The organism is Hahella sp. HNIBRBA332, from assembly GCF_030719035.1.
Lineage (GTDB): Bacteria > Pseudomonadota > Gammaproteobacteria > Pseudomonadales > Oleiphilaceae > Hahella.
Map to the genome: position 1 here is coordinate 4,519,525 of NZ_CP132203.1, position 25,113 is coordinate 4,544,637.

Consider the following 25,113-nt stretch of genomic DNA (forward strand, 5'->3'; position numbering starts at 1 on the left):
TATTTATGACCAAATAAAACGTGACAACAACTATTATTTATTCATCGAAGAACGCTTATAATTCCGTAACTTAATAGTCAGCTAGTAGCCAGCTGAGTATGTGTCGCACTGGACTGTATATATGCGCCGTTCACCACAAACTGCGATGAAGCTCCCCAATAGCCAGCAAGCCCCTCTCCGATCAATGATGCATTTATTGATGGGGTTCATGTCCGTCGTCTTGCTCACGTTTTCTACAGGCAGCAGGGGGGAAATCTATAAATGGACCGACGCCAAAGGAACTGTCCACTATTCCGACGCAGCCCCCGCTGACAGCGACGCGCAAGTTATTACCCCCACATCCGCCATAGACGGCGTCAGATTGCTGTCCGATGAGGCCAAAGCGCGTTTTAAAAATATCCCTTCAGAGCCCAATGCGCCCGGCTCCCATTCCAGTTCAAACTCTGTCATTAGCGTTTCTGAGTCCGCAAAAACTGAAGACGTCCTTTGCGACGACGTTAATGACGACTGTTTTTCTGAAGAAGACACCCGCGTCTGCAAGCTCCGATTCGGCAAATCTTGCGAAGAAGTTTATCTCTGGAAAGTCTGCGCCTTACAAAAGCTTTGTACGACCGACCGTTGCGACACCGCGCGCTTTGTTATCGATTGGCGTCCCCCTGCCGTAGGCGTGCGGGACCTCGGACGCTCGCTCCCCCTGCACGCCAATGTTTCTGACAAAGACTGGAGCTGCCTGCAACACAGCGGGTTCTATTGCGATGAACTGGCCTTGGAGACGCAGTGCCAGAAGGATTATCGTGAAAGCTGCAGCGCCGTTCGTGACTGGCTGCTCAACGCGCCGGAAAAATGCGAGGCGGATAAAAATGTGGATTGCGACGAGCTGGATACTCTGATCAAGTATCGCCCGGTTTCTGAAGAAGAGCGCCTGAAGCTAGGCGCCACCAATGCCAGTGGCGGCCATTTCGCTCGCGACCTGCTTATGGAGACAGTCGAACAGAAAAAGAATGAACTCTCTGACGAAGCCTTACAGGCCGTGCTGGACAAACTTCCGGGCATAGACCGCCATAGCTTTCGCAGAGATATCAGTTGCTCACTGAAGTCCTGGCGGCGCTTCCGCTAGCCTAAGATGTCGTCATCCCAGGGCGGCGTATCGCCGAAACGCTCCACTAAAAAATCCAGCAGCGTGCGCAAGGTAGCGGGCATGTGCTTGCGGGACTGATAGACGCCAAACATACCCAATCGCAGCGCCTCCCAATCGGTCAATAATGCGGTCAGCTCTCCGCGCTTTACATAATCCGTCACCATGTAGGTCGGCAACATGGCGATCCCTGCGCCTGCAGTACAGGCGTTGGTCAACGCCAGCACTTCATTGGCGCTAAGGTTGCCCGTCACTTCAGCGGCGTCGACGGCGCCGGTCTTCTTATGCGTAAAGCGCCACTGGCTTTTGCCAAAGTGCGAATAAGTCAGACAGTTGTGCTCCGTTAACTCTCTTGGCGTTCTGGGCGCGCCCCGCTCTTTTAGATATTGCGGGGAAGCGCAGATTACGGAGCGACAATCCGTCAACTTACGGGCGATCAGGTTGGGATCAAGATCATTGGTGGTGCGTATGGCCAGATCGATACGTTCTTCAATCAGATTGACGCTACGATCAAGCAGCTGCATGTCCACGCGGGTTTTCGGGTAACGCTTGAGATATTCCGCCACGACCGGCGCTAAATGTACTTGCCCGAAGGCCACGCTAGTGGTGATTCGGATCAACCCATAGGGCTCAGTCTCCCGTTTGCCAGCGACGGCCTCTACGTCATCGGTTATGTCGAGAATCTGTCGACAGCGCAATAGACAAGCCTCACCCGCCTCAGTCAAAGAGATTCGCCGGGTCGAGCGGTTTAGCAGGCGCGCGCCCAGCCAGCTTTCCAGTTCATTGACATAACGGGTGGTCATCGCCCGCGACATATCGAGATTGTCCGCCGCCGCCGTAAAACTTTTGCGGGCGGCGACCTCAGCGAACACTTTCATAGCCGTCAGTCTATCCATCGTCAGCGCCTCCCCGATATGCGGATGGGATGTTTATTTGTTCAGATTACGCAACAAAGAAGGTCATTCTACTGCATTTATTGGACGCATAAAGAAAATTATAGTGTGTCCATCTTTTAGCCAAACAGGCTTTCGCTTAGCAACAGACATTATGAGGAGCAGACTATGAACGCATCGATTCCTTCCACTCGCAAAATCGTTATCACCGGCGCCAGCGGCCGCCTGGGCTCGCTGGTCGCAAAAGCGCTGATAGCGCGCGCAGGCGACGCTGATCAGTTGACCTTCTCCGCACGCACGCCAGAGAAAATTGCAGCGCTGGCGGCGCCCGGCAATGAAATTGTCAAAGCGGACTTCGATCAACCGGAGACCTTGCTCACCGCCTTCAACGGCGCCGATACCGTGCTGATCATTTCTGGCGACGCCCCGGTGGATGTGCGCATTCGTCAACACCGCAACGCCATTGACGCCGCCAGGAAAGCGGGAGTCACACGCGTGGTTTACACCAGCTTCGTCAACCCAACCGCAGCAAGTCCGTTCACTTTCGCTCGCATTCATGAGGACACAGAACAGTACCTGAAGGAGTCTGGGTTGCAATACAGCATCCTGCGCAACAACCAATATGTCGCCAACCTGAGTTCAGGCCTGACGCACTCGAAAGAAACCAATCAATTGGCGCAACCTGGCGCCGCCGGCAAAGTAGCGTTTATTACTCATGAAGATATCGCTGACGCCATCGCCGCCGTGCTGCTGGAGTCAGGACACGAAGGCCGCACTTACGAGTTAACCGGTCCAGAGGCGTTAAGTCTGTACGATGTCGCAGACATCCTGGGCGAAGCTCGGGGCGCGCAAGTAACGGTTATTGAAGCGGAGCCGGCGGCATTTGGCGAAATCCTGCAGTCAGTCGGCTTGCCGCCATTCATGGTGGAGGCGTTGCTGGGCATTTTCGCCGCCACCAAGCAGAACGAATATGCGGCGGTATCCGGCGATATTGAACGTATCCTCGGGCGCAAGCCACAGTCTGTGCGCGACTATATCAAGTCCTTCGCATAAACCGTGACTCATGGGAGCTTCGTCTGGCGACGATAGCTCCCTGGCGTTACACCCGCCACTTGTTTGAACGCACGCGTAAAGTGACTTTGATTGGCGAATCCGCATATCAAAGCCGCTTCCGCCAGATCCACCCCTTGCGCCAGAAGCTCTCTCGCCGCGTTAATGCGCAGCCGACGCAAGTACTGATGCGGCGCCTCCGCCATGGTGATTTTAAACATCCGGGCGAAGTGGAAGGGACTGAGTCCCGCCACCAACGCCAAGCGCTCCAGCGACAGATCTTCGCCAAAATGCGCCTTCATATATTCCAGTACTTTTCTTTTCGTCGCTGGCGCCAACCCGCCTTTGTATGCGGCTTCCGGCCTGCGAAAAACCGCATAACGACGCAGCACATGCGCCATCATCTCATAACTGATTTGCTGCAACGCCAGATTATCAGCGCCTATCAGCCCATCCGGCTGAAGCGCGGCGATATGTCCCAGCCTCGTCAGTTCTGGATCGTCCGCATAGGCCAGATCCGGCAGCTCTACGCGACGCGGGTCCATATCCCATAAGCTCAACGCCATTTGCTTGAAACTGGCCTCGGAAAAATAGAGATGCGCGAACTCCAGAGGCCCGCTGACCTGCCAGGTGGAGTCATGCTCAGCCGGCATCAGGCAGATTTTACCCGGCCCGCCGTAACGTTCAGGCGCGTCGATACGACAGGTTTCCGTTCCCCCGCGCAGATAGATGCTCAACGTGTGATGTCCCACCATTTGATAGCGCACCCGATCCTGCCGGTTCGCCCATCGCGCCAGCGCCAGATCTTCATTCAGGCGCAGGTAGTCCAGCCGTATTGCGGAAGAACGACTCAAGGTGAGATCAACGCTGTTGGTGAAAGATTTACGCATATCATGACAATAAGTGGGGTTAACCCAGAAATTAACCGGTCGGAGATTGGCTGACAAGCCGGCGACAGGCAGAAATGCGCAAGATTGTGCAAAAAGAGCAATTTCAGCAAAGACATATGCCCTCATGCCTTTTTAAGCTCTGTGCATCAATGCCATGCACGATGGAAAGCCTCTATGAACGCCCTGCTCTATCTGACCACTGTCCTCATCTGGGGGACCACCTGGATCGCCATCCATTTCCAATTGGGCTCAACGCCCGTACTGACATCAGTGTTCTTTCGCTTTGCGTTGGCGGGAAGCTTGTTATTGCCAATTCTGCTGCTGTGTCGACGTTTACAGCCCACTCGGGCGGTAGACCACCTGTTTTTTCTACTTCAGGGCGCTTGCTTGTTCTCCCTGAATTTCATCTGCTTTTACAACGCCGCACAGTATGTGGCGAGCGGCGTCATTTCCGTCGTCTTTTCAGCGGCGACTCTCTACAACGCATTCAATAGCTGGCTGATATGGAAGGAAAAACCCGCTGGGCGCGTGTATGTGGCCGGCGCCGTCGGCGTAGTGGGACTGACTTTGCTGTTCTGGCGCGAACTGGGCGTCAATACACTGTCTACTGAGGCGCTGACAGGCCTCGGACTGGCTGCAGTTGGCGCTTATTTCTTCTCTCTGGGCAATATGATCAGCGTACGACATAGCCGTCAGGGACTGACGCCTTTGACCAGCAACGCTTTCGCCATGCTATATGGCGCAGCGATTCTATTAACGCTTATCTGCGTCTCCAACACTCCCATCGTGTGGGATGAGCGGCCGGAATATCTTTACAGTCTGCTCTATCTGGCCATTCCAGGAACGATCGTGGGGTTCACCGCTTACCTGATGCTGGTGTCGCGCATCGGCGCCAACAACGCCGCCTATGCGACCGTGTTATTTCCAGTGGTCGCACTGAGTCTGTCGTCCATTTACGAGGGGTACGAGTGGGATGGATTGAATATCGCGGGGCTGGTTCTGGTGTTGTCGGGCAATCTCATTTTGCAGGGCTCTGTCGATAAAATCCGCAAGTTTTTACGCGCCCGCGGTGAAGTCGCCGCCAACCCGCACAGCCCCTGATGGCGAGGGTTGGCGGCGTTCACAGAATTGAGCGCAGCTCGTTAAAAATGATTCGAATTTACATAAGTTCATTGTATGATTTGCGGTCCAACATTTACTGACAAAATAATAACAATTCGGAACAATTCGCAGGATCGCCGCAATGAATACAACCCGTACGCCGTCATCGGCGGTGGACCCTTTTCGGGTCGAAGAAAAGCTGACGCTGTCAGTCGTCATCGATAACCCTGACGCTGATTGGCGCAAAGGACAGGCCGTCATATTTAAACGCGCGCTGGAAGCCAGCGCAGGTTCTGATGTGCTGGAAGCGCGCCTGGATACCGGGATGCGTCTGGGGCAGATCTGCAATACGCTGATCGCCAGATATCTGCAGGCCGGCGGAAAAGCCCGCGCCAAGATAATCAACCGCCCCGGTTTATCCTTTCTGCCCGCCAAGAAAGGACAGTTGAAAACCGCCCTGATAGAGGTGCGCCCGGATGGACTGGACTGGAGTCTGATTGACCCGATCATCCAGCGAGATAATGAGATCGCTTATAAGATCACCGAGGCGGCTCATTTCAGCAAACGCCAGCCCAGCATCGCGCTGGCTTTTTATCAGGACGCCATCAACGACATTATCGATCTTCATTTTGAAAACCCGTTGGCGGATCATTGGCGCCGCGTGATTTTTCCGGTCAACGAGCTCTCCGCGCTCCTGGAGAGCCAGAAAGAATATAAGCGCGCCTATGAGACCATTCGGGCCTATGAAGCGTTTGACGATAAGTTGGGGTTGCCGCCGGAAGAAATGGCGCAACTGCAAAAACGCAAACATCGCCTGAAACGTGAGTTACGTTTGAATGAAGGGGAAATCAAACAAGGCTCCCCTCTTTACTCCAAACAGATGGAGGAAGTTCGACGCCTGGCGGTGGACAGCACCGTGACCAACCTGCATTACTTCTCCAAGAACGAGGGATAGCGTTTTCGCTTCCCTCTATTTTGATTGAGCCGCTCTCCATATCTTGTTGGCGCTACCGCCGCACTTCCATCTCATTCAGGTTCCGCCCCCTATTCGGGAATAGCGCGCAAACACTTATCACCAAAAACTATCGCGATAGCTCGGACGTGATATGAACTCTGACGTGTTCACGATCAGCGTAACTGTATCGCAGCACATACTCGCGCCAGTAAGTGGGTTCTTCCGACGAAAGCTCAATGAGTTCGCGCCCTGCGTTGTCGATGATATGCAGCCCAATCAAATACTCCGAGACGCGTTTATCCGCTCTCAACGTATCGATAATATAAGCGACCTCAAACTCCATACCTTCGTAGCGAAGGGTTTCGCCGTAGCGCAAAGACAGCTCCATCGCACCCTGTCCCCATGCCCTGTGCATAGCGAGAAAAAGCATCATCGCAACGATTAATGGCTTCACGATTTGCGTTCGCACCTTGAACATCGTTCCAGGCCTTGGCTAGCAAAGCCATATGACCCGCCCTATTACGCTCTGTTACGCCTCTGCCGGGGCGCTCCTGCGTCATTGTCCGCAGCGACCAATGTTGAGAAGTGTAATACGCCAGATGGAAACAGGAAATGTCATCGACTCTGCAGCACGCCACGAAATAACGACAAAGACTCAGCATTAACTACACTTTTTGTGTAGGCGTGGGGGTTTTCCATAGCGAGGTTTGCGGCGTGATGGTACAGAGGGTTGTCTTGTTCGGCGTTCTACTTTGGATGCTGGCGCCGAACTGGTCGTCGGCGCAGGAAGTCGCTATTTACGCCCGTTCCCATACACAGTTCGATGAACGCAATGAATATCCTGTCCAACTTCTGGAGAGGGCGCTTAAAACCAGCGGCGTAGACATCAAACTGGAATCCAGCCAGGAGATTATTCTGCAGGGCCGCGCCATCAACCTGATTCGCAACAATCAGGGCGTTCACGTTCTCTGGGCCATGACCAGCAAAGAGCGGGAAACAGAACTCTCTCCCATACGCATCCCGATTTATAAAGGCCTGATCGGTTGGCGACTTTGTATTGTTCATCCTAACAATATGAAGAAGTTTTCTCGTATCCATTCACTGGAGGGCTTGCGCGCAATCACCTTCGTGCAAGGTCATGATTGGCCGGATCTGAACATCTTTCAGCACAACGGTTTGCAGGTCGAAAGCAACGCCAACTACCACTCCATGTTTAAAATGATTGAAATGGAGCGGGTCGACGCCTTTCCCCGAGCCTTGATCGAGATCTGGCCGGAATTGGAAACATATTCCGGCTTGCGCGCGGAACCGCACTTATTGATTCGTTATCCCGCGGCGGTGTATTACTTTGTCAGCCGCAAAAATCCAAGTTTGTATTGGGCGATCAAAGACGGGCTGGAAAAAATGATGGCGAACGGTGAGTTCACCCGCCTGTTCAACGAATTTTATTTGCAGGCAATCGAGCGCGCCCGCTTGCAGGAACGAACAATCATCGACTTGGAGAACCCGTTGCTGCCCGCCGATACGCCCTTGAACAATCCAAGCCTGTGGTACGCCAATCCCTTGTAGCGCGGCGGCCCGAACAATGCCGCAAGCGCCAACGAGGCAGGCGCTTACGATGGAAGCTGACGTTTACTGAGCGCTAACCCCTTTGTCTTTCCGCCATTCGTTGGCGAGTTTTTCCGCTTTGGATATCTCTTCCTGTGACATTTTTGAGCCCAGGAAAGAGACGAACTGAATGGCGCGAGGAAACTTTTTCTCGGCGCTCAACATGGCCCAGCGCAAGGCCTCCACCATGTTTTTATCGGTGCCTTCGCCGGTAGCGTAGGAATACGCCAGATTAAACTGGCCGAACACGTTGTTTTGTTCGGCGGAGCTGCGGTAAAGCTCAAACGCCTTCCCCAAATTCTTCTCCACACCCTCGCCTTTGGCGTAACGCAGAGCGAGATTGTATTGCGCAGTGGCGTTACCGGCGTCAGCGGCTTTGGAGAACCACTTTACCGCCTCTTTATGATCCTGAGGCACGCCGCGCCCCTGATTATAGAGCTGCGCCAGATTATTCTGCGCGGAAGGGTGTCCCTGTTCCGCAGCGGCTTTATACCATTCCGCCGCCTTCTCCTGATTCGCTTCCGTGCCGCGACCTTTCTCGTACATCATCGCCAGCAGGAATTGAGCGTCAGGATGCTTTTGATTCGCCAACACCTGCAGGCCATCGAACGCTTTATCCATGTCGTTCTTTTTAATGGCCTCCGCCACTTCCGTCATAGTGACGGCGAACGCCGCTTGCGCGGAAAGCAGCACAACGGCAAGTGCGGTAGTGATGAGCTTGAAAATTCGTCTGACCATGTCTTGTCCCCGAGAAACGACCTTGTCACCCTTGCCTCGTTGACAACTACGCAAGGTGACGCAATTTTATACTTCTTGTTCGATAACGCCTAAGGTTGCGCCCGTGCGTCTCCGCCCTGATATCAACGTGCGCAGCCGACGATCAGAAAAAACTAGCAAAGCCGTTTGGCCAGAACAAGCGAAATTCCGTGCAGACCTTAAAGCTGTGATGGATTGCTCAATGAGGAGTATAGAGAACAGGCCCGCAATAGAAGGGCGGCGCCAGAACGCAAAAAGGCCGGGAAATCCCGGCCTTTTTCACGTCGTTGACGTTGTAGCGACTACAGCAGCAACTTACGGATATCGCCCAGCAATTCACCCAGCAAAGAGGTGAAACGCGCAGCGTCGGCGCCGTTGATGGCGCGGTGGTCATAGGACAAGCTCAGCGGCAGCATCAAACGGGGCACGAAACCGCCGTTCTCATACACAGGCTTCATCTGCGCCTTGGACACGCCAAGAATCGCCACTTCGGGCGTATTCACGATAGGCGTAAACGCAGTGCCGCCCAAGCTACCCAGGCTGGAGATAGTGAAGCAGCCGCCCTGCATTTCGTTCGGCTTGAGCTTACGATCTTTGGCCTTGGCCGCCATTTCCGCGCACTCTTGCGCCAGTTCCCACAGACTCTTCTTGTTGACGTCGCGGATAACCGGCACCACCAGACCTGCGGGGGTGTCCACCGCCACGCCGATGTTGATGTAATGCTTCTGAATGACTTCTTTCTTATCCATATCCAACGAAACGTTGAACTGCGGATAAGTCTCCAGCGCATAGGCGCACGCCTTCAACAGGAAGGGCAGCGGAGTCAGCTTGACGCCTTTCTTCTCCCCCGCCGTCTTCTGCGCTTTGCGGAAGTCTTCCAAATCGGTGATGTCCGCATCGTCAAACTGGGTGACATGAGGAACTACCAACCAATTGCGCGCCATATTATCAGCGGTCACCTGGTGGATCTTGCTCATCGGCAGACGATCAATCTTTCCGAATTGCGAGAAGTCAGGCAGTTTCACCGTCGGCAAGCCAGCGCCAGAGCTGATTGCGCCGCCAGCAGCGCCAGCCTTAAGCTGCTGCATTCCGTTCTTGACGAAGGTTTGCAGATCCTGCTTCAGGATACGACCTTTCGGACCAGTGCCTTTGACCAAGGCCAGATCAACGCCGAACTCACGCGCCAAACGACGCACAGCAGGGCCAGCATGTACTTTGCCGGACGTCGCTGGAACGGACTCTTGCTGCGCCGGCGCGCTAACAGGCGCTGAAGCTGGAGCCGCTTTAGCAGGCTCCGCAGACGCTTTGGACGGTGCAGGGGCTTGTTCAGCAGGAGCCGCCGCAGGCGCGGCGCCCTCTACTTCGATTTCAGCAATGGCGTCGCCTTCGTTAACGGAATCGTTGGCTTTGATTAGCAGTTTCTTGATAACGCCAGCGACAGGCGATGGCACTTCCATCGTCGCCTTATCTGATTCCAGCACCAGAATAGGATCATCAACCTTAACGGTATCGCCTTCCTTTACGGAGATCTCGATAACCGTTACACCTTCAGCGCCGCCGATATCCGGTACAGGAATCGTCTGTACGCCGCCTGATGCGGCAGGAGCCGCCGCAGGCGCAGCAGGCTCAGGTTGTTGCGCTGGGGCCGGGGCTGATTTCTCTTCTTGCGCCGGCGCAGGTTCAGGCGCTTCCGCAGCGCCTTCGCCCGCCATCAATAGAATCAGGTCGCCTTCGGATACTTTATCCCCCACCTTGATCTTCAACTCGGCGATTTTACCCGCCTGAGGAGAAGGGATATCCATAGTGGCCTTATCAGACTCCAGGACAATCAGAGAGTCTTCCGCGTTCACCTCATCGCCAGGCTTCACGCAGACTTCAATAACCTCAACATCGGACGCTCCGCCGATGTCAGGAACTTTGACTTCGATATTACTCACGTCAGTCTCCTTCTATCAGGCGTAGATTGGGTTCGGTTTGTTAGGATCGATGCCGTACTTACGGATCGCTTCAGTCACCACTGAACGTTCGATCTTGTCTTCCCGAGCCAAGCAATCCAGCGCTGCGACAGCTACGTAGTAACGGTCGACTTCGAAGTGCTGTCTCAGCTTCTCGCGGGTGTCACTGCGACCAAACCCGTCCGTACCCAGTACATGGACGGTCTGCTGAGGAATGAACTGACGCACCTGATCAGCGAACAGACGCATGTAGTCAGTAGAAGCGATAACCGGACCTTCGCGATCTTTCAGACACTGTTTCACGTAGCTCTCGCGACGTGGCTCTTCCGGATGCAGCATGTTCCAGCGACGTACGTGATGGCCTTCGCGAGCCAGCTCGGTGAAACTGGTGACGGACCAGATATCGCTGTCGATGCTGAAGTCGTCTTTCAGCAGTTTCGCCGCTGCGCGCACTTCGTTGAAGATCGCGCCGCAACCCAGCAGCTGAACACGCGCCTTGCCGTCTTTCGCGCCTTCTTCGAACAGGTACATCCCTTTCAGGATGCCTTCTTCGGCGCCGTCCGGCATCGCAGGATGCTCGTAGTTCTCGTTCATCAGCGTCAGGTAGTAGTAGACGTTTTCGTTTTCGCCATACATACGACGCAGACCGTCGCGAACGATTACCGCTACTTCGTAACCGTAAGTCGGATCATAGGAAACACAGTTCGGGATGGTCGCCGAAATAATGTGGCTGTGGCCGTCCTGATGCTGCAAACCTTCTCCGTTCAGCGTAGTGCGGCCCGCGGTGCCGCCCAGCAGGAAGCCGCGCGCACGCATGTCGCCAGCCGCCCAGGCCAGATCGCCAACGCGCTGGAAGCCGAACATGGAGTAGTAAATATAGAACGGGATCAACGGGTAATCGTTGGTGCTGTAGGACGTCGCCGCAGCAATCCACGCGGACATGGCGCCCGCCTCGTTGATGCCTTCCTCAAGGATCTGACCTTGCTTGTCTTCCTTGTAGTACATGATCTGGTTGCGGTCGTTCGGCACATACTTCTGACCTTCGGAAGTATAAATACCCAACTGACGGAACATGCCTTCCATACCGAAGGTACGGGCTTCGTCAGGAACGATCGGAACAACGCGACCGCCGATCTGTTTGTCTTTAACCAACGCGTTGAGCACCCGCACGAACGCCATGGTGGAGGAGATTTCGCGACCGTCGCTGCCTTTTAGTACAGCGTCGAATGCATCCAGACCTGGGATCTGCAGCGGCTGGCAGTCTTTGCGGCGCTTGGGCAGGAAGCCGCCCAGGCTTTCACGCATTTTCTTCATGTACAGCGCTTCAGGAGAGTCCGGCGCCGGACGGTAGTACGGCAGATTCTCGATCTCGTCGTCGGAGATCGGCACGCCAAAGCGATCGCGGAATTTCTTGACCGTCTCCATATCCAGTTTCTTCAACTGGTGCGTGGTGTTCTGGGCTTCGCCCTGCTCGCCGAAACCATACCCCTTAACGGTATGCGCCAGAATCACAGTCGGCTGACCTTTGTGATTTACCGCATTGTGATAGGCCGCGTACACTTTGTAGGGGTCGTGACCGCCGCGGTTGAGCTTGTAAATGTCCTCGTCGGACATGTTCTCAACCATTTTCTGCAGTTCTGGGTACTTACCAAAGAAGTGCTTACGGGTGTAAGCGCCGCCGTTGGATTTGAAGTTCTGCATTTCGCCGTCGACCGCTTCGTCCATACGCTTCTGCATAAGACCGTGGTCGTCTTTTTCGAACAGCGGATCCCACAGACGTCCCCAAACGACTTTCAATACGTTCCAACCCGCGCCGCGGAAGATGCCTTCCAGTTCCTGGATGATTTTGCCGTTGCCGCGCACCGGTCCATCCAGACGCTGCAGGTTACAGTTGATGACGAAGATCAGGTTGTCCAGCTTTTCACGGCCGGCCAAACCGATGGCGCCCAGAGTTTCAGGCTCGTCGCACTCGCCGTCGCCAACGAAACACCACACTTTGCGGCCTTCCATATTAGTCAGTTCACGGCTATGCAGGTACTTCATCACGTGCGCCTGATAGATCGCCTGAATCGGGCCCAGCCCCATGGATACAGTTGGGAACTGCCAGTAATCAGGCATCAGCCAAGGGTGTGGATAAGAGGACAGACCGTTACCGTCAACTTCGCTGCGGTAGTTGTCCATCTGCTCTTCAGAGAAGCGGCCTTCCAGGAAAGAGCGGGCGTATACGCCAGGGGAAGTATGGCCCTGGAAGTAAATCAGATCGCCTTCGCGCTTGTCGTCGCCAGCGTGGAAGAAATAGTTGAAGCCCACATCATATAGAGTGGCGATAGAAGAGAACGAGGACAAATGTCCGCCCAACTCGCCAGGCTTTTTGTTTGCACGCAACACCATCGCCAGAGCATTCCAGCGCACCAATGAACGAATGCGGCGCTCCATGAACAGGTCGCCAGGCATACGCGCTTCTTTAGTATGCGGAATTGTGTTGCGATAGGGAGTCGTAATGGAATAAGGCAGTTGCGTCCCGTCGCGCGTCGCCCGCTCCGCCAACCGTGTCAGCAGGTAGGTTGCACGCTCGACGCCTTCGGTCTCCAGGACGGATTCCATCGAATCCAACCATTCCTGGGTTTCAATAGGATCGGCATCATCATGCATAGAGGTTACTCCTGTAGAGCTAGATTGATTGTAATTGTGTTACCGGACGCGCCGACGCCTTGTGAGCGCCCACGCACCATAAAAAATGTTCCGGAGTCCCCATCGACCCACATCTGGATCTTTTAAAAAGTAGTCGCGCGGCAGGATTTTTTTATTCATCCAGATTTTGCAGGCGCCGCAGTGAGCGCATGTTTCTGGAATCGGCCTTGCCTTTTTCCAATACGATTTCTTCCACATAAGCGAGATGCTCGTGAGCCGCGGCTCGGGCGGCGTTCGGATCTCTCGCCAGTACGGCTTCTTTCAGGCGAAAATGTTGCTCTTTTATTTTCAGCCGCATCGCCTCTTCTTCGTAGAGGTAATGTAGGTTGCTAACAATATTCTGTTTCAACAAGGTGAACAATGCGCGCATAGTATGAAGCAGCACCACGTTATGGGCGGCTTCCGCGATGGACAGATGAAACTCCGCATCCGCTTTCGCCTCCAGATCAGAGACGCGTTGTTCGTGATAGTTCAGCCAGTCATTGTAGCGTTTTTCAATAATTTTGCGATCCGCCCCCGTCCCGCGAATCGCGGCGTAGTAGGCGGCCACGCCTTCCAGCGCGTGACGGAACTCCAACAGGTCATACTGCGCTTCCGGATGCTGCCCGATCAGGGCGAACAACGGTTCGGTGTAACTGGCGCCCAGTTCCTGGGACACAAAATTGCCCCCGCCCTGACGCCTCACCACCAGCCCTTTGGCCTCCAGTTTCTGGATAGCCTCTCGCACAGAGGGCCTGGATACTTCAAACTGCACCGCCAACGCCCGCTCGGGAGGCAACCGCTGCCCTGGTTTCAGGCTGCCTTCCAATATCATTTGCTCCAGGCTATCGACGATCACATCCGACAACTTGGGTTGTTTGAGGGGCTTCATTACAGGCATTAAAATGTCACCGAGACGGTGTTATGGCTCCAGACAGACGCTAAACGTTTCACTTTCCGACGCTCCCTACCCCGCAGTCTGTGGAATCAAGTTCCTCGCGGGCGGATGTCAGGACATTTAGCCGCAGGCGCTTGAAAGGCCGAGCATGCGCGCAGCGATGTACGCAAGTAAGCTTAGCACGGGAGGCGTATGCGGCCACTTTCCAATAGCCCCGGCGCCCCGCGCGCCGCCTATAATCCTGGTGTTTCTATGGAAACTGCGGCGGATTCGCCGCTGATGGTATGACCAACAAACTGGTATGACCAATCCAAACGACGCGCAGGCTAACACAACTGTCCTGCAAACGCATTATTGCTTAGACCAAAGTATTAACAGCCTACCATCCAGTACATTTTTTAGACGCACACAAGGTTGATCGGCGCTGATTGACACCGGCGGGAACCCCGCGTTATTTTAGCCTCAGCACTTTTGGTAAATTGGTATTACCAATTACTTAAACCATAATTTCTCGCGCAAAATCCACGGCAGCCCAGCTAAGCCGTTAGATTCAGCTCACGGGAAGTAAACACAGAGATCAGACATGCAACGAGCTTATCCGGAAAAACCCGAGCAGGTGTATTTTTTCGGCACCTGCCTCATTGATCTGTTCTACCCCGAAGCGGGTATGGCGGGCATTCAATTGCTTGAACGCGAAGGCGTCAAGGTGATCTATCCACAGCAGCAGTCCTGCTGCGGCCAGCCCGCCTATAACTCAGGCTACGATAATGAGGCGCGCAAGGTAGCGGCGGCGCAAATCGCCTGTCTGAACGAAGACTTGCCGGTAGTGGTTCCATCCGCCTCCTGCGCGGATATGTTGCGCCATCACTACCCGGATCTGTTCGCCGCTACGCCCCTTCACAAGCAAGCGCTGAATTTGGCGGCGCGCACCTATGAGCTCACTGAGTTTCTGGTGCATGTCTGCAAAGTGCAGCTTGTGGATCATGGGCCTGCCGCCACTGTGGCCATCCACAACTCCTGTAGCGCTCAGCGTGGTATGAAAACAGCGCAAGACGCCATCTCCCTGCTGCGTCAAATGCGCAACGTGGCGATCGTTCAACAGGAGCGCGCCTCGGAATGTTGCGGGTTTGGCGGCACGTTCGCCGTGAAAGCGCCGGACATTTCCAATGCGATGGTGCAGGATAAATGCGACAACCTGCTCGCCACCGGCGCCAATGATCTGGTTTCTGGCGACTGTGGCTGTCTGATGAATATCAGCGGCGCTCTGGAAAAACGCAAAGATAAAATCCCGGCGCAACATATCGCTTCCTTTATATGGGAGCGTACGCAATGAGCCGCTTCGAGCCCGCCACGGTCAATCTGGAATTCGACAAGCGCGTCAGCGACGCCCTGCAAGACCAGGAGTTACGCGCCAATTTCCGCGGCGCCATGGACTTCCTGGTGGGCAAACGCGCCGCCATGTTTCCCGATAAGGAGGATCTGGAAGCCTTGCGCGCCCAAGGCGAGGCTATCCGCAATCGCTGTCTGAGCCAGCTTCCTGAGCTACTGGAGCAATTCGAGCAACGCTGCACGGAGAACGGCATACAGGTGCACTGGGCGGAGACGGCGCAGGAGGCCAACGCCATCATTCTGGAAATCATGCACAAGCATGACGCCACCAGGATGGTGAAAGGAAAATCCATGGCGTCGGAGGAGATTGGGCTCAATCATTTCCTGGCTGATCATGGCGTCGAGTGCCTGGAAACGGACATGGGCGAATACATCGTCCAGCTGGCGGACGAAACGCCCTCACACATCATCATGCCCGCGATTCACAAGAACAAGCAGCAAATCGCCCGCCTGTTCAACCAGAAAATAGAGGGGGTGGAGTACAGCGAAGACGTCGACCGCTTGATCGGCATCGGCCGCGATGTGTTGAGGCAGAAATTTTTTGAGGCGGATGTTGGTTTGTCTGGCGTGAATTTCGCCGTGGCGGAGACCGGCACGCTCTGTCTGGTGGAAAATGAAGGCAATGGTCGCATGACCACCACCATACCGCCCGTGCATATCGCGCTTTGCGGCATTGAAAAAGTGGTCGAGTCGCTACAGGACATCCCTCCCCTGCTGCGCCTGCTTACCCGCTCGGCTACCGGACAGGCCATCACCACCTATTTCAATATGATCAGCAGCCCGCGCAAACCCGATGAAAAAGACGGTCCACGGGAAGTACATGTCGTGCTGCTGGATAACGGACGTTCACGCATTTATGCGGATAAGCAACTGCAAGAGACTCTGCGTTGCATTCGTTGCGGCGCCTGTATGAATCACTGCCCGGTATACACCCGTATTGGCGGCCACGCGTATGGAACCACTTATCCCGGCCCTATCGGCCAAGTGGTCTCGCCGCAGATTTGGGGTTTGCACACAGCGGGCGCCATCACTAAGGCCTGCTCTCTCAATGGCGCCTGCGGAGAAGCCTGTCCGGTCAAGATTCCACTAGCCGACCTGATTCGTCGTCTGCGTTATGAATCCAACAACAGCGAGCCAACACCCGTTCCCGGCCCTAGAGGCCAAGGTTCATTACGCAAGCGCCCGGAAGCGATTACCTGGAAGTTATGGGCGCTGTTGTCGCGCAAACCTGGACTGTACAAACTCGTACTATTCCTCGCTACCCGGCTGCGCGCGCTGGCGCCCAAACACATCGGTCCCTGGACCCGCTATCGCAGCGCACCCAGACCCGCCGCACGCTCGCTACATGAGCTGGCGGCGCAGCGCTCTCAATCAAACGCCTCATCACAGGAGCACGGTCGGCATGAGTAGTCGCGAAGCCATCCTCAACCGTTTACGCACTTATCGCCAGCCCAAACCATCTCAACCCGCGCAGGCTCCCGCCGCCGCGTCGGCGACACTCAGTATCGCGGAGAAAGTGCGTCTGTTTACCGAAAACCTGCATGCGGCGCACGCTGAAGTGATCACGGCGACGCAAGAGGACTGGACGCAACGTCTTTTATCTTTCTGGAGGGAGACAGGCGTTCATAGCGTGATTTACGCACCGAACACAGCTCACGGACAGGCCATAGAATCCGCCGCGCATGCCTATCCCGAACTACAGCTACAGGCCTATGAAGAAGATATAGAAACCTGTAAAGACAGACTGTTCAATCATATTCAGTGCGGCTTTGGCGCCGCCATGGCGGGCATCGCTGAGACGGGAACCTTGATGGTGAAAACCGGCGCTGACGAGCCACGGGCGCTGTCATTGGTTCCTCCCACACACAGCCTTCTTATCCACGCCAAAGACTTGTATACGGATTTACCGGAAGCGCTTCATCAAACCCGGATCGAAACCGCGTTGCCCACAAACCTGCTGCTCATCTCCGGTCCGTCCAAAACCGCCGATATTCAGCAGACGCTGGCCTACGGCGCCCATGGCCCCAAGCGTTTAGTCGTGGTTCTGATTGTTGCGGAGGAAAGCGATCATGTCTGAATCCTTCACCCGTTTCTCTCAGGCGGTGCGCCAGTTCATTCCCGCCGCCAGAGTGATTGACGATCCCCTGCGTCGTCTCGCCTATGGAACGGACGCAAGCTTTTATCGGTTGATTCCGCAACTGGTGTTGCGGGTGGAAAACGAAGACGAAGTCATCCGCTTGTTACAACAGGCTGACGCTCACCACATCGCGTTGACCTTCAGGGCGGCGGGCACCAGTCTGTCCGGTCAGGCAGTAACAGACTCGGTGCTGGTACAGTTACAGGGATGGCGAGAGCATCAGATTGAGGAGAATGGCGCCCGTATTCGCCTGCAACCGGGGGTGATCGGCGCTCACGCTAATCGCTACCTTGCTCCCTTTCAGCGCAAGATCGGTCCAGACCCAGCGTCCATCAATGCGGCGAAAATCGGCGGCATCGCAGCCAACAACGCCAGCGGTATGTGCTGCGGAACGCAACAGAATAGTTACCATACGCTGGCGCACATTCGCGCGGTGACGGCGGACGGAACTGTCCTGGATACTGCCGACGAGGGCTCCCGAAAGACGTTTGCGCAGACGCATGGCGCGCTGTTGCAAGGCATCTCGAATCTGCGCGCTGAAATCCTCGCCAATCCTGAGCTCGCGGCGAAAATTCGACACAAGTATCGCCTGAAAAATACAACCGGCTACGGCATCAATGCGCTTCTGGACTTTACCGACCCTGTGGATATTCTGGCGCGCTTGCTGATCGGCTCCGAAGGGACATTGGGATTCATCTCCGCCATTACTTACAACACTGTGGCGGATCATCCCGACAAAGCCACCTCCCTGGTGTTTTTTCCAGATATCCATGTCGCCTGTCAGGCCGTATCCAAACTGAAGGCCTCTCCTGTAGCAGCCGTGGAGCTGATTGATCGGCGTGGTTTGGCCTCAGTGCAGAACAAACCCGGCACGCCGGAGTTTGTACGCGACCTGCCTCACGGCGCGGCCGCTTTGTTGATCGAGTCACGCGCTCCTGACGCCAACATGTTGGACACACAGATCGAACAGATCCAGCAACTGCTCAATGAGTTTCCACTGCTCAACCAAGTTCCTTTCAGCAAAGACCCTCATCATTGCGCGCAGTTATGGAACCTGCGCAAAGGCCTGTTTCCCGCACTGGGCGCCGCCAGAGATGTTGGCACGACGGTTATCATCGAAGACATTGCTTTTCCGATTGAACACCTGGCGGAGGGGGTTCTGGAGCTGCAACGCCTGTTCTCCGAATACGACTACCCGGACGCGCTCATTTTCGGCCACGCTCTGGAGGGCAACCTACACTTTGTGTTTTCCCAGGAGTTTTCCTCTGATTTAGCCATTGAACGCTATCGCGGACTGATGGACGCTGTGGCGCAATTGGTGGCGGTGCGCTTTGGCGGCTCCCTGAAGGCCGAGCATGGCACAGGCCGTAACATGGCGCCGTTTGTTGAGTTGGAATGGGGGGCGGAAGCCTATGCTGTCATGCGTCGCATCAAAGACCTGTTCGACCCCAAAGGCATTCTGAATCCCGGCGTGATCATCAACGATGACCCGGAGGCTCATCTACGTCACCTGAAGCCGCTACCCGCGGCAGATCCGCTGATAGACAGGTGTATCGAGTGTGGATTCTGCGAGCCTTCCTGCCCTTCTCGCGAACTGACCTTAACGCCTCGTCAGCGTATCGTCGCCTCCCGGGAAATAGCCCGTCTACAGGCCAGCGGAGAAGACGCAGAACAATTACGGACACTAATGGACGCCTATGATTACGCCGGCGACGACACTTGCGCCGCGTGCGGATTATGCGCGCTAAGTTGTCCCGTGAGCATTAACACCGGCGACCTCACCCGTCTGCATCGCCAACAGAAAAACGCGGCGCAAGCGGGTAAAGCCCAATGGGTCGCCGAACACTTTTCACTGCTGACCAAAGCCACGCGTTTAGGGCTAGGCGGCGCCGACGCCATGCACCGGGTTTTAGGCGCCGGAGCGATGTCCTCGCTAAGCCAGGGCGCACGCAAACTAAGCGGGGAACGGATGCCGCTCTGGCACCCCTTTCTTCCCACCGCCGCCAGTTCGTGTCGGACTAGTGAAAAGGCGGCGGACGTGGTGTATTTCAGCAGTTGCGCTTCCCGCACCATGGGCCCCGCCCGGGGCGATGTGGAAACCCGCTCTCTCACGGAAGCCTGCCTGCACTTGTTGGAAAAGGCCGGCTTGAATGTTCGCTTCCCGTCCAATATCGGCCAACTTTGTTGTGGCCTGCCCTTCGCCAGCAAAGGGTTCCCCGACAGCGCCCGGCAAAAGGCCGAAGAGCTGGCGCAAGCGCTGCTGGCGTCCAGCGAAGGCGGACGACTCCCCGTCTTTTGCGACGCCAGCCCATGCACGCAGAAATTAAAGGAAGCGATTGAGCAAACCGAGGCAGGGAAGAAATTAAAGATTTACGACTCCGTTGAGTTTATCCACGACTTCGTGCTCGATCGCCTCAGAATTCAAAAAGAGGATGCGCCTATCGCCATCCATGTCACCTGCAGCGCGCAAAAAATGGGGATTGGCGACAAGCTTCTGGCGATCGCCAAACGCTGTTGTCATCAAGTGGTGATGCCGGAACATATCACCTGCTGCGGTTTCGCCGGCGACAGAGGCTTTAGTCACCCCGAATTGAATGCGTCAGCCTTGGCGCCGCTGAAAGCGCAAGTACAGGAAAAAGGATGCGGTGAAGGCTTCTCCAATAGCCGCAGCTGTGAAATCGGTTTATCACTGCATGCGGGCGTGCATTATCACAGCATTGTTTATCTGGTGGACAGAGTCAGCGAAAAACTGGCGGAGCCGGCAAGTGTATGAAACTACACATGCCCGTTGGCGTAATCGTTAAGGAAGTGAGCGGTTTCATCATCGATATCGGTGATCTCCACGCCAACCAGATAGGACGATGTGCGCACGACGACGTGTCGCACGATGACTGACGCAATGCTCTCCCAACGCTTGGCGTGATGTACGATCTCGACTTTCATAATCAGCGTTGCGCCGACCGGCAACGGAATTGGGAACTCAAACAGGTAGCCGTGGGCGGAGACGTTATCGATTTTGCCCATGTACATCTTTTTGTCGGGGGTTTTGACTATCGTTCGCCATGACGCGTTCCGCCTGGGACTGCGTCGACCATCCTGCTCATGAGCATCGCTCATTGCACCCTCCGGTTTCGCCAGCTTTATGGGATGTCCGCAACGCCGGCGCATGAACTCCGTTCTCAGGTCTGTCGCTCCAGCCCTCGAATCGCGCCTTGGCCTTTTCTTATCGAGCCTGCATATACTAAAGATTAGCAGACCCTACGCCAACGCCAATTCAGTGCTAACTTGATTTGTATCGGGTTAAGCGCGCAGGCGATCGGACACAATGGCCTCTACGTCATTGACCGGCGAATCCGCGCCAGCGACACAGGGGGAGTAGTGAAAAAGGCTTTGATAACGCTGATTGCCGCGGCGTTGATACTCGGGTTAGGCTATTGGAAATGGCGTCCGAAACCATTACAGGCGCCCCTGCACACGCTCAGCAAAGGCGCAGTGGAAAGCACCGTAGCGAACACCCGCGCCGGCGCCGTGCGCGCCTGTCAGCGCTCCAAACTGTCCATGCCTACCGGCGGCGCAGTATCCGCCCTCCACGTCAAGGCGGGAGACAGAGTCGAATCCGGACAACTGCTTTTGGAGCTATGGAACAAGGACCTGCGCGCGCTCTATGATCAGGCTCGCGCTGGATTGTCCATCGCCGAACAAAAAAAGGCGGAGGTCTGTTTTGGCGCTGAGCGGGACCAAAGAGAACTGCAACGCCAACAAACCCTGGCCAGCAAGAAATTATCCTCCGAAGATATTCTGGACGCCGCCCGCACCCAGGCGGGAATGTCCGCCCTCGCCTGCAAGGCCGCCGCGGCGCAGATTGAAGAAAGTCAGGCTGTCGTCGCACTGCAGGCCGCACATTTGGAGCGCAGCGCGTTACGGGCGCCGTTCAGCGGCGTCATTGCGGAAATCAACGGAGAGATCGGCGAATATGTAACGCCTTCCCCACCCGGCGTACCCACTCCTCCCGCCGTCGATCTGATTGACGATAGCTGCCTGTACGTGCGCGCTCCCATAGATGAAGTCGACACTGCGCGCATTAAAGTGGGCATGCCCGCACGCGTGACGCTGGACGCCTTTCGTGGCCGCGCGCTGCTGGCGGTGGTGACGCGGGTCGCGCCTTATGTGCAGGAGTACGAAAAGCAGGCCCGCACCGTCGATGTGGAAGTGGAAATCAGTGAATTCCCCGAAGACATGAACTTACTGGTCGGCTACAGCGCGGACATCGAGATCATTATCGATAGCCGGGACAATGTGTTGCGCATCCCCACCGAGATGATTCTGGAAGGTGACGCCGTCCTGAAATTCGACCCGAATGACCACAGTCTGCATAAAGTCACCTTCCAAGGCGGCATCGGCAATTGGGTGTACACGGAGGTGGTAAGCGGCTTGAACGAGGGCGACCGCGTCCTCTCCGCGCTGGACCAGGAAGGGGCGGAAGATGGCGTGCAGGTGCGTCCGCAACCATGAGCGTCGCTAACCGTTCGGCAACGTCCTCATCACCCTCAAAACCGGCGGAGCCTGTCGTCGCGTTGCATGAGATCAATCGGCATTTCCAACTTGGCGAGCAGACCGTCAAGGCTCTGGATGCAGTCAGCCTTGAGCTGCTGGCCGGCGATTACGTTTCCGTGATGGGGCCTTCTGGTTCTGGTAAATCCACTCTGCTGAATATTCTCGGATTACTGGATCGACCGGACGCCGGCGCCTATCTGTTGAACGGAGAACCCACTCAGTACCTCAACGAGGAAAAACGGGCGCGTTTACGTCAGCAGAATATCGGATTCGTATTTCAGTCCTACCATCTTATCCCCCGCATGAGCGCACGGGAGAATATTGAGTTGCCGCTGATTCTCGCCGGCGCGGCGCCGAAAGAACGCGCACGCATGGTGTCTGAAATGCTGGAGCGACTGGGCCTGACCGCCCGCGCCAGTCACCTGCCCAATCAGCTGTCCGGTGGGCAACGACAACGAGTCGCCATCGGCAGAGCCATCATCATGAAGCCCAAGCTGCTCCTCGCAGATGAGCCAACAGGAAACCTGGACACCCAGTCCGGCGCTGACGTCGTCACTTTACTGGAAGAGTTGAACGCTCAGGACATTACTCTGGTGGTGGTCACTCATGATGTCGAGCTGGGCAAACGCGCCAAGCGTCAGCTGCGAATGGTGGATGGCCGCATTCAGAGCGACCTGCGCCAAAACGGTGTGAGCGATTAGCCATGCGCGCCGTGGACTTAGCCCGCTTCAATATCCAGGTCATGATCGGGCATCGTTTTCGCACTCTCATGTTAATGATCGCGCTCATTATTGGCGTGGCGGCGGTCAATCTGCTGACCGGGCTGGGAGAAGGCGCACGTTTGTTTGTTTTGGGCGAGTTCAGCTTTCTCGGCAAAAACACGCTGATCATCATGCCGGGAAAAAAAGAAACCACTGGCGGCATGCCGCCGATAACCGGCGAAGCGCCACGCGATCTGACCTTGGAGGACATGCAGGCCCTGAAGCGACTTTCCGCGATCAACCGCACCGCGCCGCTTATCGCTGGCATGGCGGAGCTGTCTTATCAAAGCCGACTGCGGGAAAGTTTTGTGGTGGGAACTACCCATGACTTTTTTGCGATCCGCAAACTAAGCCTGTTGCAAGGACGGGCGCTGCCGACGGGGGACCCGACATTCGCCGATGCGGTCTGCGTGCTGGGACAAACGCTTAAACGAGAGCTCTTCGGCCCTGAGCCCGCTCTGGGTCAATGGGTGCGCGCCGGCGACCGCCGCTTTCGAGTGATCGGCATCCTGGAGAGCAAAGGCGTTGCTATGGGCCTGAACTTTGATGAAGCGATGCTGATCCCCGTCGCCAGCGCCCAGATGCTATTCAATCAGGAAGGGTTGTTCCGACTGTTTGCGGAAGTCCGCTCCGAGCGGGAACTCACGCCCACCCGCAACGCCATCCTCAGCATCATCAAGGAAAGACACGACGGCGAGGAAGATGTCACGTTGATCACGCAAGACGCTTTGCTCTCTTCATTCGACGAAATTCTGCGCACACTGACGCTGGCGGTAGGCGGTATCGCCGGCATCAGTCTGGCCGTGGCGGGAGTGCTGATTATGAACGTCATGCTGATCAGCGTCAGTCAACGCACGGCGGAAATTGGGCTGCTGAAAGCGCTTGGCGCCAGCGCCGCCACTGTGCGCCGGCTATTTCTGAGCGAAGCGTTATTGCTGGCGATAATTGGCAGTTTGATCGGGCTCTTGATAAGCGAGTCCTTATTGGCGGCGGGCCGCCTGCTCTACGACCAGATTCCGTTGGGCTCGCCGCTATGGGTGAAGCTTGCGGCGGTGGGCGTTGCGATTGTCACCGCCCTGCTATTCGCCTATCTGCCCGCCCGCAAGGCCGCCGCCCTGGCGCCCGTCGAAGCGCTGACGCACAAGCAAGGCCCCTGAAATGAAAGCGCCGGATTTACTGAAAATGGTGACCCGCACCATCAGCTTTGGCCGCACCCGCGCGGTGCTCACGTCACTCGGCATCACCATCGGCATCGCCGCAGTTGCCTTGCTCACCTCCATCGGAGAAGGCGTGCGCAGCTATGTGATGGATGAGTTCTCCCAGTTTGGCGCTCGTATCATCGCGATTAACCCGGGTAAAAACGTAACTGGCGGTATGGGAGGCATTCTCAGCACGGTGCGTCCTCTCTCATTACAAGACGCGGAGGCCCTGCGCCAAGCGCCTTATGTGGAATATGTGGTGCCGGTGGTGCAAGGGGCCGGCGCTATTGAGTACAAACAGCGCACCCGCAATGTGGATATCTTCGGAGTCAGCGCGGATATGCCCGCAGCCTGGCGCTTCGCCGTGGCGCAGGGCCGCTTTTTGCCCCGCAACAACGATGCGCGCTCCAGCCCTTATGCAGTCATCGGCCACAAGGTTAAACAGGAGCTGTTTCAAGGTGAAAGCCCATTGGGTCAGCTTATCCGCATCGGCGGCATGCGCTTTCGCGTAATTGGAGTGATTGAACCCAAGGGGGATATGCTGGGATTCGACCTTGACGACACCGCTTACATCCCCGCCGACTTGGCGCTGGACCTCTTCAACCGCGAGGGCCTGATGGAAATTGACGTCATTTTCTCCCCCGCCACAGATTCCACTTACATGTCCGCCCTTATTAAAAAGATGTTGATTCAACGCCACGGTCGCGAGGATTTTACGTTGATCACACAGGATCAAATGCTCACCAGTCTAAACAGCATTTTATCGGTATTGACGCTTGCCGTCGGTCTGCTGGGCTCTATTTCCCTGTTGGTCGGCGGCGTCGGCATTCTCACCACCATGACCACCAGCGTGCGGGAACGCACCAGCGAAATCGGTCTGTTGCGGGCTCTGGGCGCCACCCGCGCGCAAGTGCTGAGTCTGTTCCTGGCGGAGGCTGTCACGCTTTCGACAATAGGCGGGATATGCGGACTGCTGCTCATGGGCGGGGTCACGGCGCTGACTTTTCTGTTCGCTCCCGAGTTCCCTATCCGCCCCCATGCGCCGTTTCTGTTGATCGCGTTATTACTGTCTTCGCTGATTGGGCTTATCGCGGGCGTCGTCCCGGCGCTACAGGCTTCGCGTCTGAATCCTATCGACGCCCTCAGAACAGAGTAAACGCCA

General features: G+C 55.9%; 21 protein-coding genes. 13 read left to right on the plus strand and 8 right to left on the minus strand.

What is annotated here, in order from left to right:
* The first annotated feature begins 121 nt into the window (after nucleotides 1-121).
* Nucleotides 122-1,117, plus strand: a complete 996-nt coding sequence (locus O5O45_RS20015; protein WP_305901117.1) for a DUF4124 domain-containing protein — start codon at nucleotides 122-124, stop codon at nucleotides 1,115-1,117.
* Here the strand turns inward: O5O45_RS20015 and O5O45_RS20020 are convergent.
* Nucleotides 1,114-2,031, minus strand: coding sequence for a LysR family transcriptional regulator (locus tag O5O45_RS20020; RefSeq protein WP_305901118.1), 918 nt, complete (start codon nucleotides 2,029-2,031; stop codon nucleotides 1,114-1,116). The two genes, O5O45_RS20015 and O5O45_RS20020, sit on opposite strands and share 4 nt — an antisense overlap.
* 165 nt (nucleotides 2,032-2,196) lie before the next feature.
* Between O5O45_RS20020 and O5O45_RS20025 the strand changes: the two genes are divergently transcribed.
* Nucleotides 2,197-3,081 (plus strand): SDR family oxidoreductase, encoded by an 885-nt coding sequence (locus O5O45_RS20025; protein WP_305901119.1) that lies wholly within the window; start codon nucleotides 2,197-2,199, stop codon nucleotides 3,079-3,081.
* 8 nt (nucleotides 3,082-3,089) lie between these two features.
* On the opposite strand, the gene O5O45_RS20030 is transcribed toward O5O45_RS20025, so the two are convergent.
* Nucleotides 3,090-3,968 (minus strand): helix-turn-helix domain-containing protein, encoded by an 879-nt coding sequence (locus O5O45_RS20030; protein WP_305901120.1) that lies wholly within the window; start codon nucleotides 3,966-3,968, stop codon nucleotides 3,090-3,092.
* A gap of 174 nt (nucleotides 3,969-4,142) precedes the next feature.
* On the opposite strand from O5O45_RS20030, the gene O5O45_RS20035 reads away from it, so the two are divergent.
* Entirely contained in the window at nucleotides 4,143-5,069 is a 927-nt protein-coding gene (locus O5O45_RS20035) for a DMT family transporter (protein WP_305901121.1), read from the plus strand.
* A 142-nt stretch (nucleotides 5,070-5,211) separates the two neighbouring features.
* Complete coding sequence (locus tag O5O45_RS20040) at nucleotides 5,212-6,024, plus strand: hypothetical protein (RefSeq protein WP_305901122.1); 813 nt, start codon at nucleotides 5,212-5,214, stop codon at nucleotides 6,022-6,024.
* Nucleotides 6,025-6,151: 127 nt separating this feature from the next.
* Here O5O45_RS20040 and O5O45_RS20045 read toward each other — a convergent pair whose 3' ends face one another.
* Nucleotides 6,152-6,502 carry a hypothetical protein gene (locus O5O45_RS20045; RefSeq protein WP_305901123.1) on the minus strand — a complete coding sequence of 117 codons (351 nt, stop codon included), beginning with the start codon at nucleotides 6,500-6,502 and terminating at the stop codon, nucleotides 6,152-6,154.
* Between the two features lie 236 nt (nucleotides 6,503-6,738).
* Between O5O45_RS20045 and O5O45_RS20050 the strand changes: the two genes are divergently transcribed.
* Nucleotides 6,739-7,593, plus strand: a complete 855-nt coding sequence (locus O5O45_RS20050; protein ID WP_371747859.1) for a hypothetical protein — start codon at nucleotides 6,739-6,741, stop codon at nucleotides 7,591-7,593.
* A 63-nt stretch (nucleotides 7,594-7,656) separates the two neighbouring features.
* On the opposite strand, the gene O5O45_RS20055 is transcribed toward O5O45_RS20050, so the two are convergent.
* From O5O45_RS20055 to pdhR, 4 genes are all read right to left on the minus strand, one after another.
* Nucleotides 7,657-8,370 carry a tetratricopeptide repeat protein gene (locus O5O45_RS20055; RefSeq protein WP_305901124.1) on the minus strand — a complete coding sequence of 238 codons (714 nt, stop codon included), beginning with the start codon at nucleotides 8,368-8,370 and terminating at the stop codon, nucleotides 7,657-7,659.
* 320 nt (nucleotides 8,371-8,690) lie between these two features.
* Nucleotides 8,691-10,325, minus strand: a complete 1,635-nt coding sequence (aceF, locus tag O5O45_RS20060; protein ID WP_305901125.1) for a dihydrolipoyllysine-residue acetyltransferase — start codon at nucleotides 10,323-10,325, stop codon at nucleotides 8,691-8,693.
* A gap of 15 nt (nucleotides 10,326-10,340) precedes the next feature.
* On the minus strand, nucleotides 10,341-12,995 hold the full coding sequence (aceE, locus tag O5O45_RS20065; RefSeq protein WP_305901126.1) for a pyruvate dehydrogenase (acetyl-transferring), homodimeric type: 2,655 nt from the start codon (nucleotides 12,993-12,995) through the stop codon (nucleotides 10,341-10,343).
* A 151-nt stretch (nucleotides 12,996-13,146) separates the two neighbouring features.
* Nucleotides 13,147-13,914, minus strand: a complete 768-nt coding sequence (gene pdhR, locus O5O45_RS20070; protein WP_011395212.1) for a pyruvate dehydrogenase complex transcriptional repressor PdhR — start codon at nucleotides 13,912-13,914, stop codon at nucleotides 13,147-13,149.
* 580 nt (nucleotides 13,915-14,494) lie between these two features.
* Between pdhR and O5O45_RS20075 the strand changes: the two genes are divergently transcribed.
* The 4 genes from O5O45_RS20075 to O5O45_RS20090 are packed head-to-tail and all read left to right on the plus strand — an operon-like array spanning nucleotide 14,495 to nucleotide 20,210.
* A complete protein-coding gene (locus O5O45_RS20075; RefSeq protein ID WP_305901127.1) occupies nucleotides 14,495-15,244 on the plus strand; it encodes a (Fe-S)-binding protein in 750 nt (249 codons plus the stop codon).
* Nucleotides 15,241-16,710 carry a LutB/LldF family L-lactate oxidation iron-sulfur protein gene (locus O5O45_RS20080; RefSeq protein ID WP_305901128.1) on the plus strand — a complete coding sequence of 490 codons (1,470 nt, stop codon included), beginning with the start codon at nucleotides 15,241-15,243 and terminating at the stop codon, nucleotides 16,708-16,710. Before O5O45_RS20075 ends, O5O45_RS20080 begins: the two co-directional genes overlap by 4 nt.
* Nucleotides 16,703-17,377: a LutC/YkgG family protein gene (locus tag O5O45_RS20085; protein ID WP_305901129.1), complete on the plus strand. Its 675-nt coding sequence runs from the start codon at nucleotides 16,703-16,705 to the stop codon at nucleotides 17,375-17,377. The genes O5O45_RS20080 and O5O45_RS20085 overlap by 8 nt, the downstream gene beginning before the upstream one ends.
* A complete protein-coding gene (locus O5O45_RS20090) occupies nucleotides 17,370-20,210 on the plus strand; it encodes an FAD-binding and (Fe-S)-binding domain-containing protein (RefSeq protein ID WP_305901130.1) in 2,841 nt (946 codons plus the stop codon). The genes O5O45_RS20085 and O5O45_RS20090 overlap by 8 nt, the downstream gene beginning before the upstream one ends.
* A 2-nt stretch (nucleotides 20,211-20,212) precedes the next feature.
* Here the strand turns inward: O5O45_RS20090 and O5O45_RS20095 are convergent, their stop codons facing one another.
* Complete coding sequence (locus tag O5O45_RS20095; protein ID WP_305901131.1) at nucleotides 20,213-20,554, minus strand: PilZ domain-containing protein; 342 nt, start codon at nucleotides 20,552-20,554, stop codon at nucleotides 20,213-20,215.
* A gap of 261 nt (nucleotides 20,555-20,815) precedes the next feature.
* Between O5O45_RS20095 and O5O45_RS20100 the strand changes: the two genes are divergently transcribed.
* The 4 genes from O5O45_RS20100 to O5O45_RS20115 are packed head-to-tail and all read left to right on the plus strand — an operon-like array spanning nucleotide 20,816 to nucleotide 25,107.
* Nucleotides 20,816-21,949 carry an efflux RND transporter periplasmic adaptor subunit gene (locus tag O5O45_RS20100; RefSeq protein ID WP_305901132.1) on the plus strand — a complete coding sequence of 378 codons (1,134 nt, stop codon included), beginning with the start codon at nucleotides 20,816-20,818 and terminating at the stop codon, nucleotides 21,947-21,949.
* Nucleotides 21,946-22,692 carry an ABC transporter ATP-binding protein gene (locus O5O45_RS20105; protein WP_305901133.1) on the plus strand — a complete coding sequence of 249 codons (747 nt, stop codon included), beginning with the start codon at nucleotides 21,946-21,948 and terminating at the stop codon, nucleotides 22,690-22,692. The genes O5O45_RS20100 and O5O45_RS20105 overlap by 4 nt, the downstream gene beginning before the upstream one ends.
* A 2-nt stretch (nucleotides 22,693-22,694) precedes the next feature.
* Complete coding sequence (locus O5O45_RS20110) at nucleotides 22,695-23,909, plus strand: ABC transporter permease (RefSeq protein WP_305901134.1); 1,215 nt, start codon at nucleotides 22,695-22,697, stop codon at nucleotides 23,907-23,909.
* Between the two features lies 1 nt (nucleotide 23,910).
* Nucleotides 23,911-25,107, plus strand: coding sequence for an ABC transporter permease (locus O5O45_RS20115; RefSeq protein ID WP_305901135.1), 1,197 nt, complete (start codon nucleotides 23,911-23,913; stop codon nucleotides 25,105-25,107).
* Nucleotides 25,108-25,113: the final 6 nt, after the last annotated feature.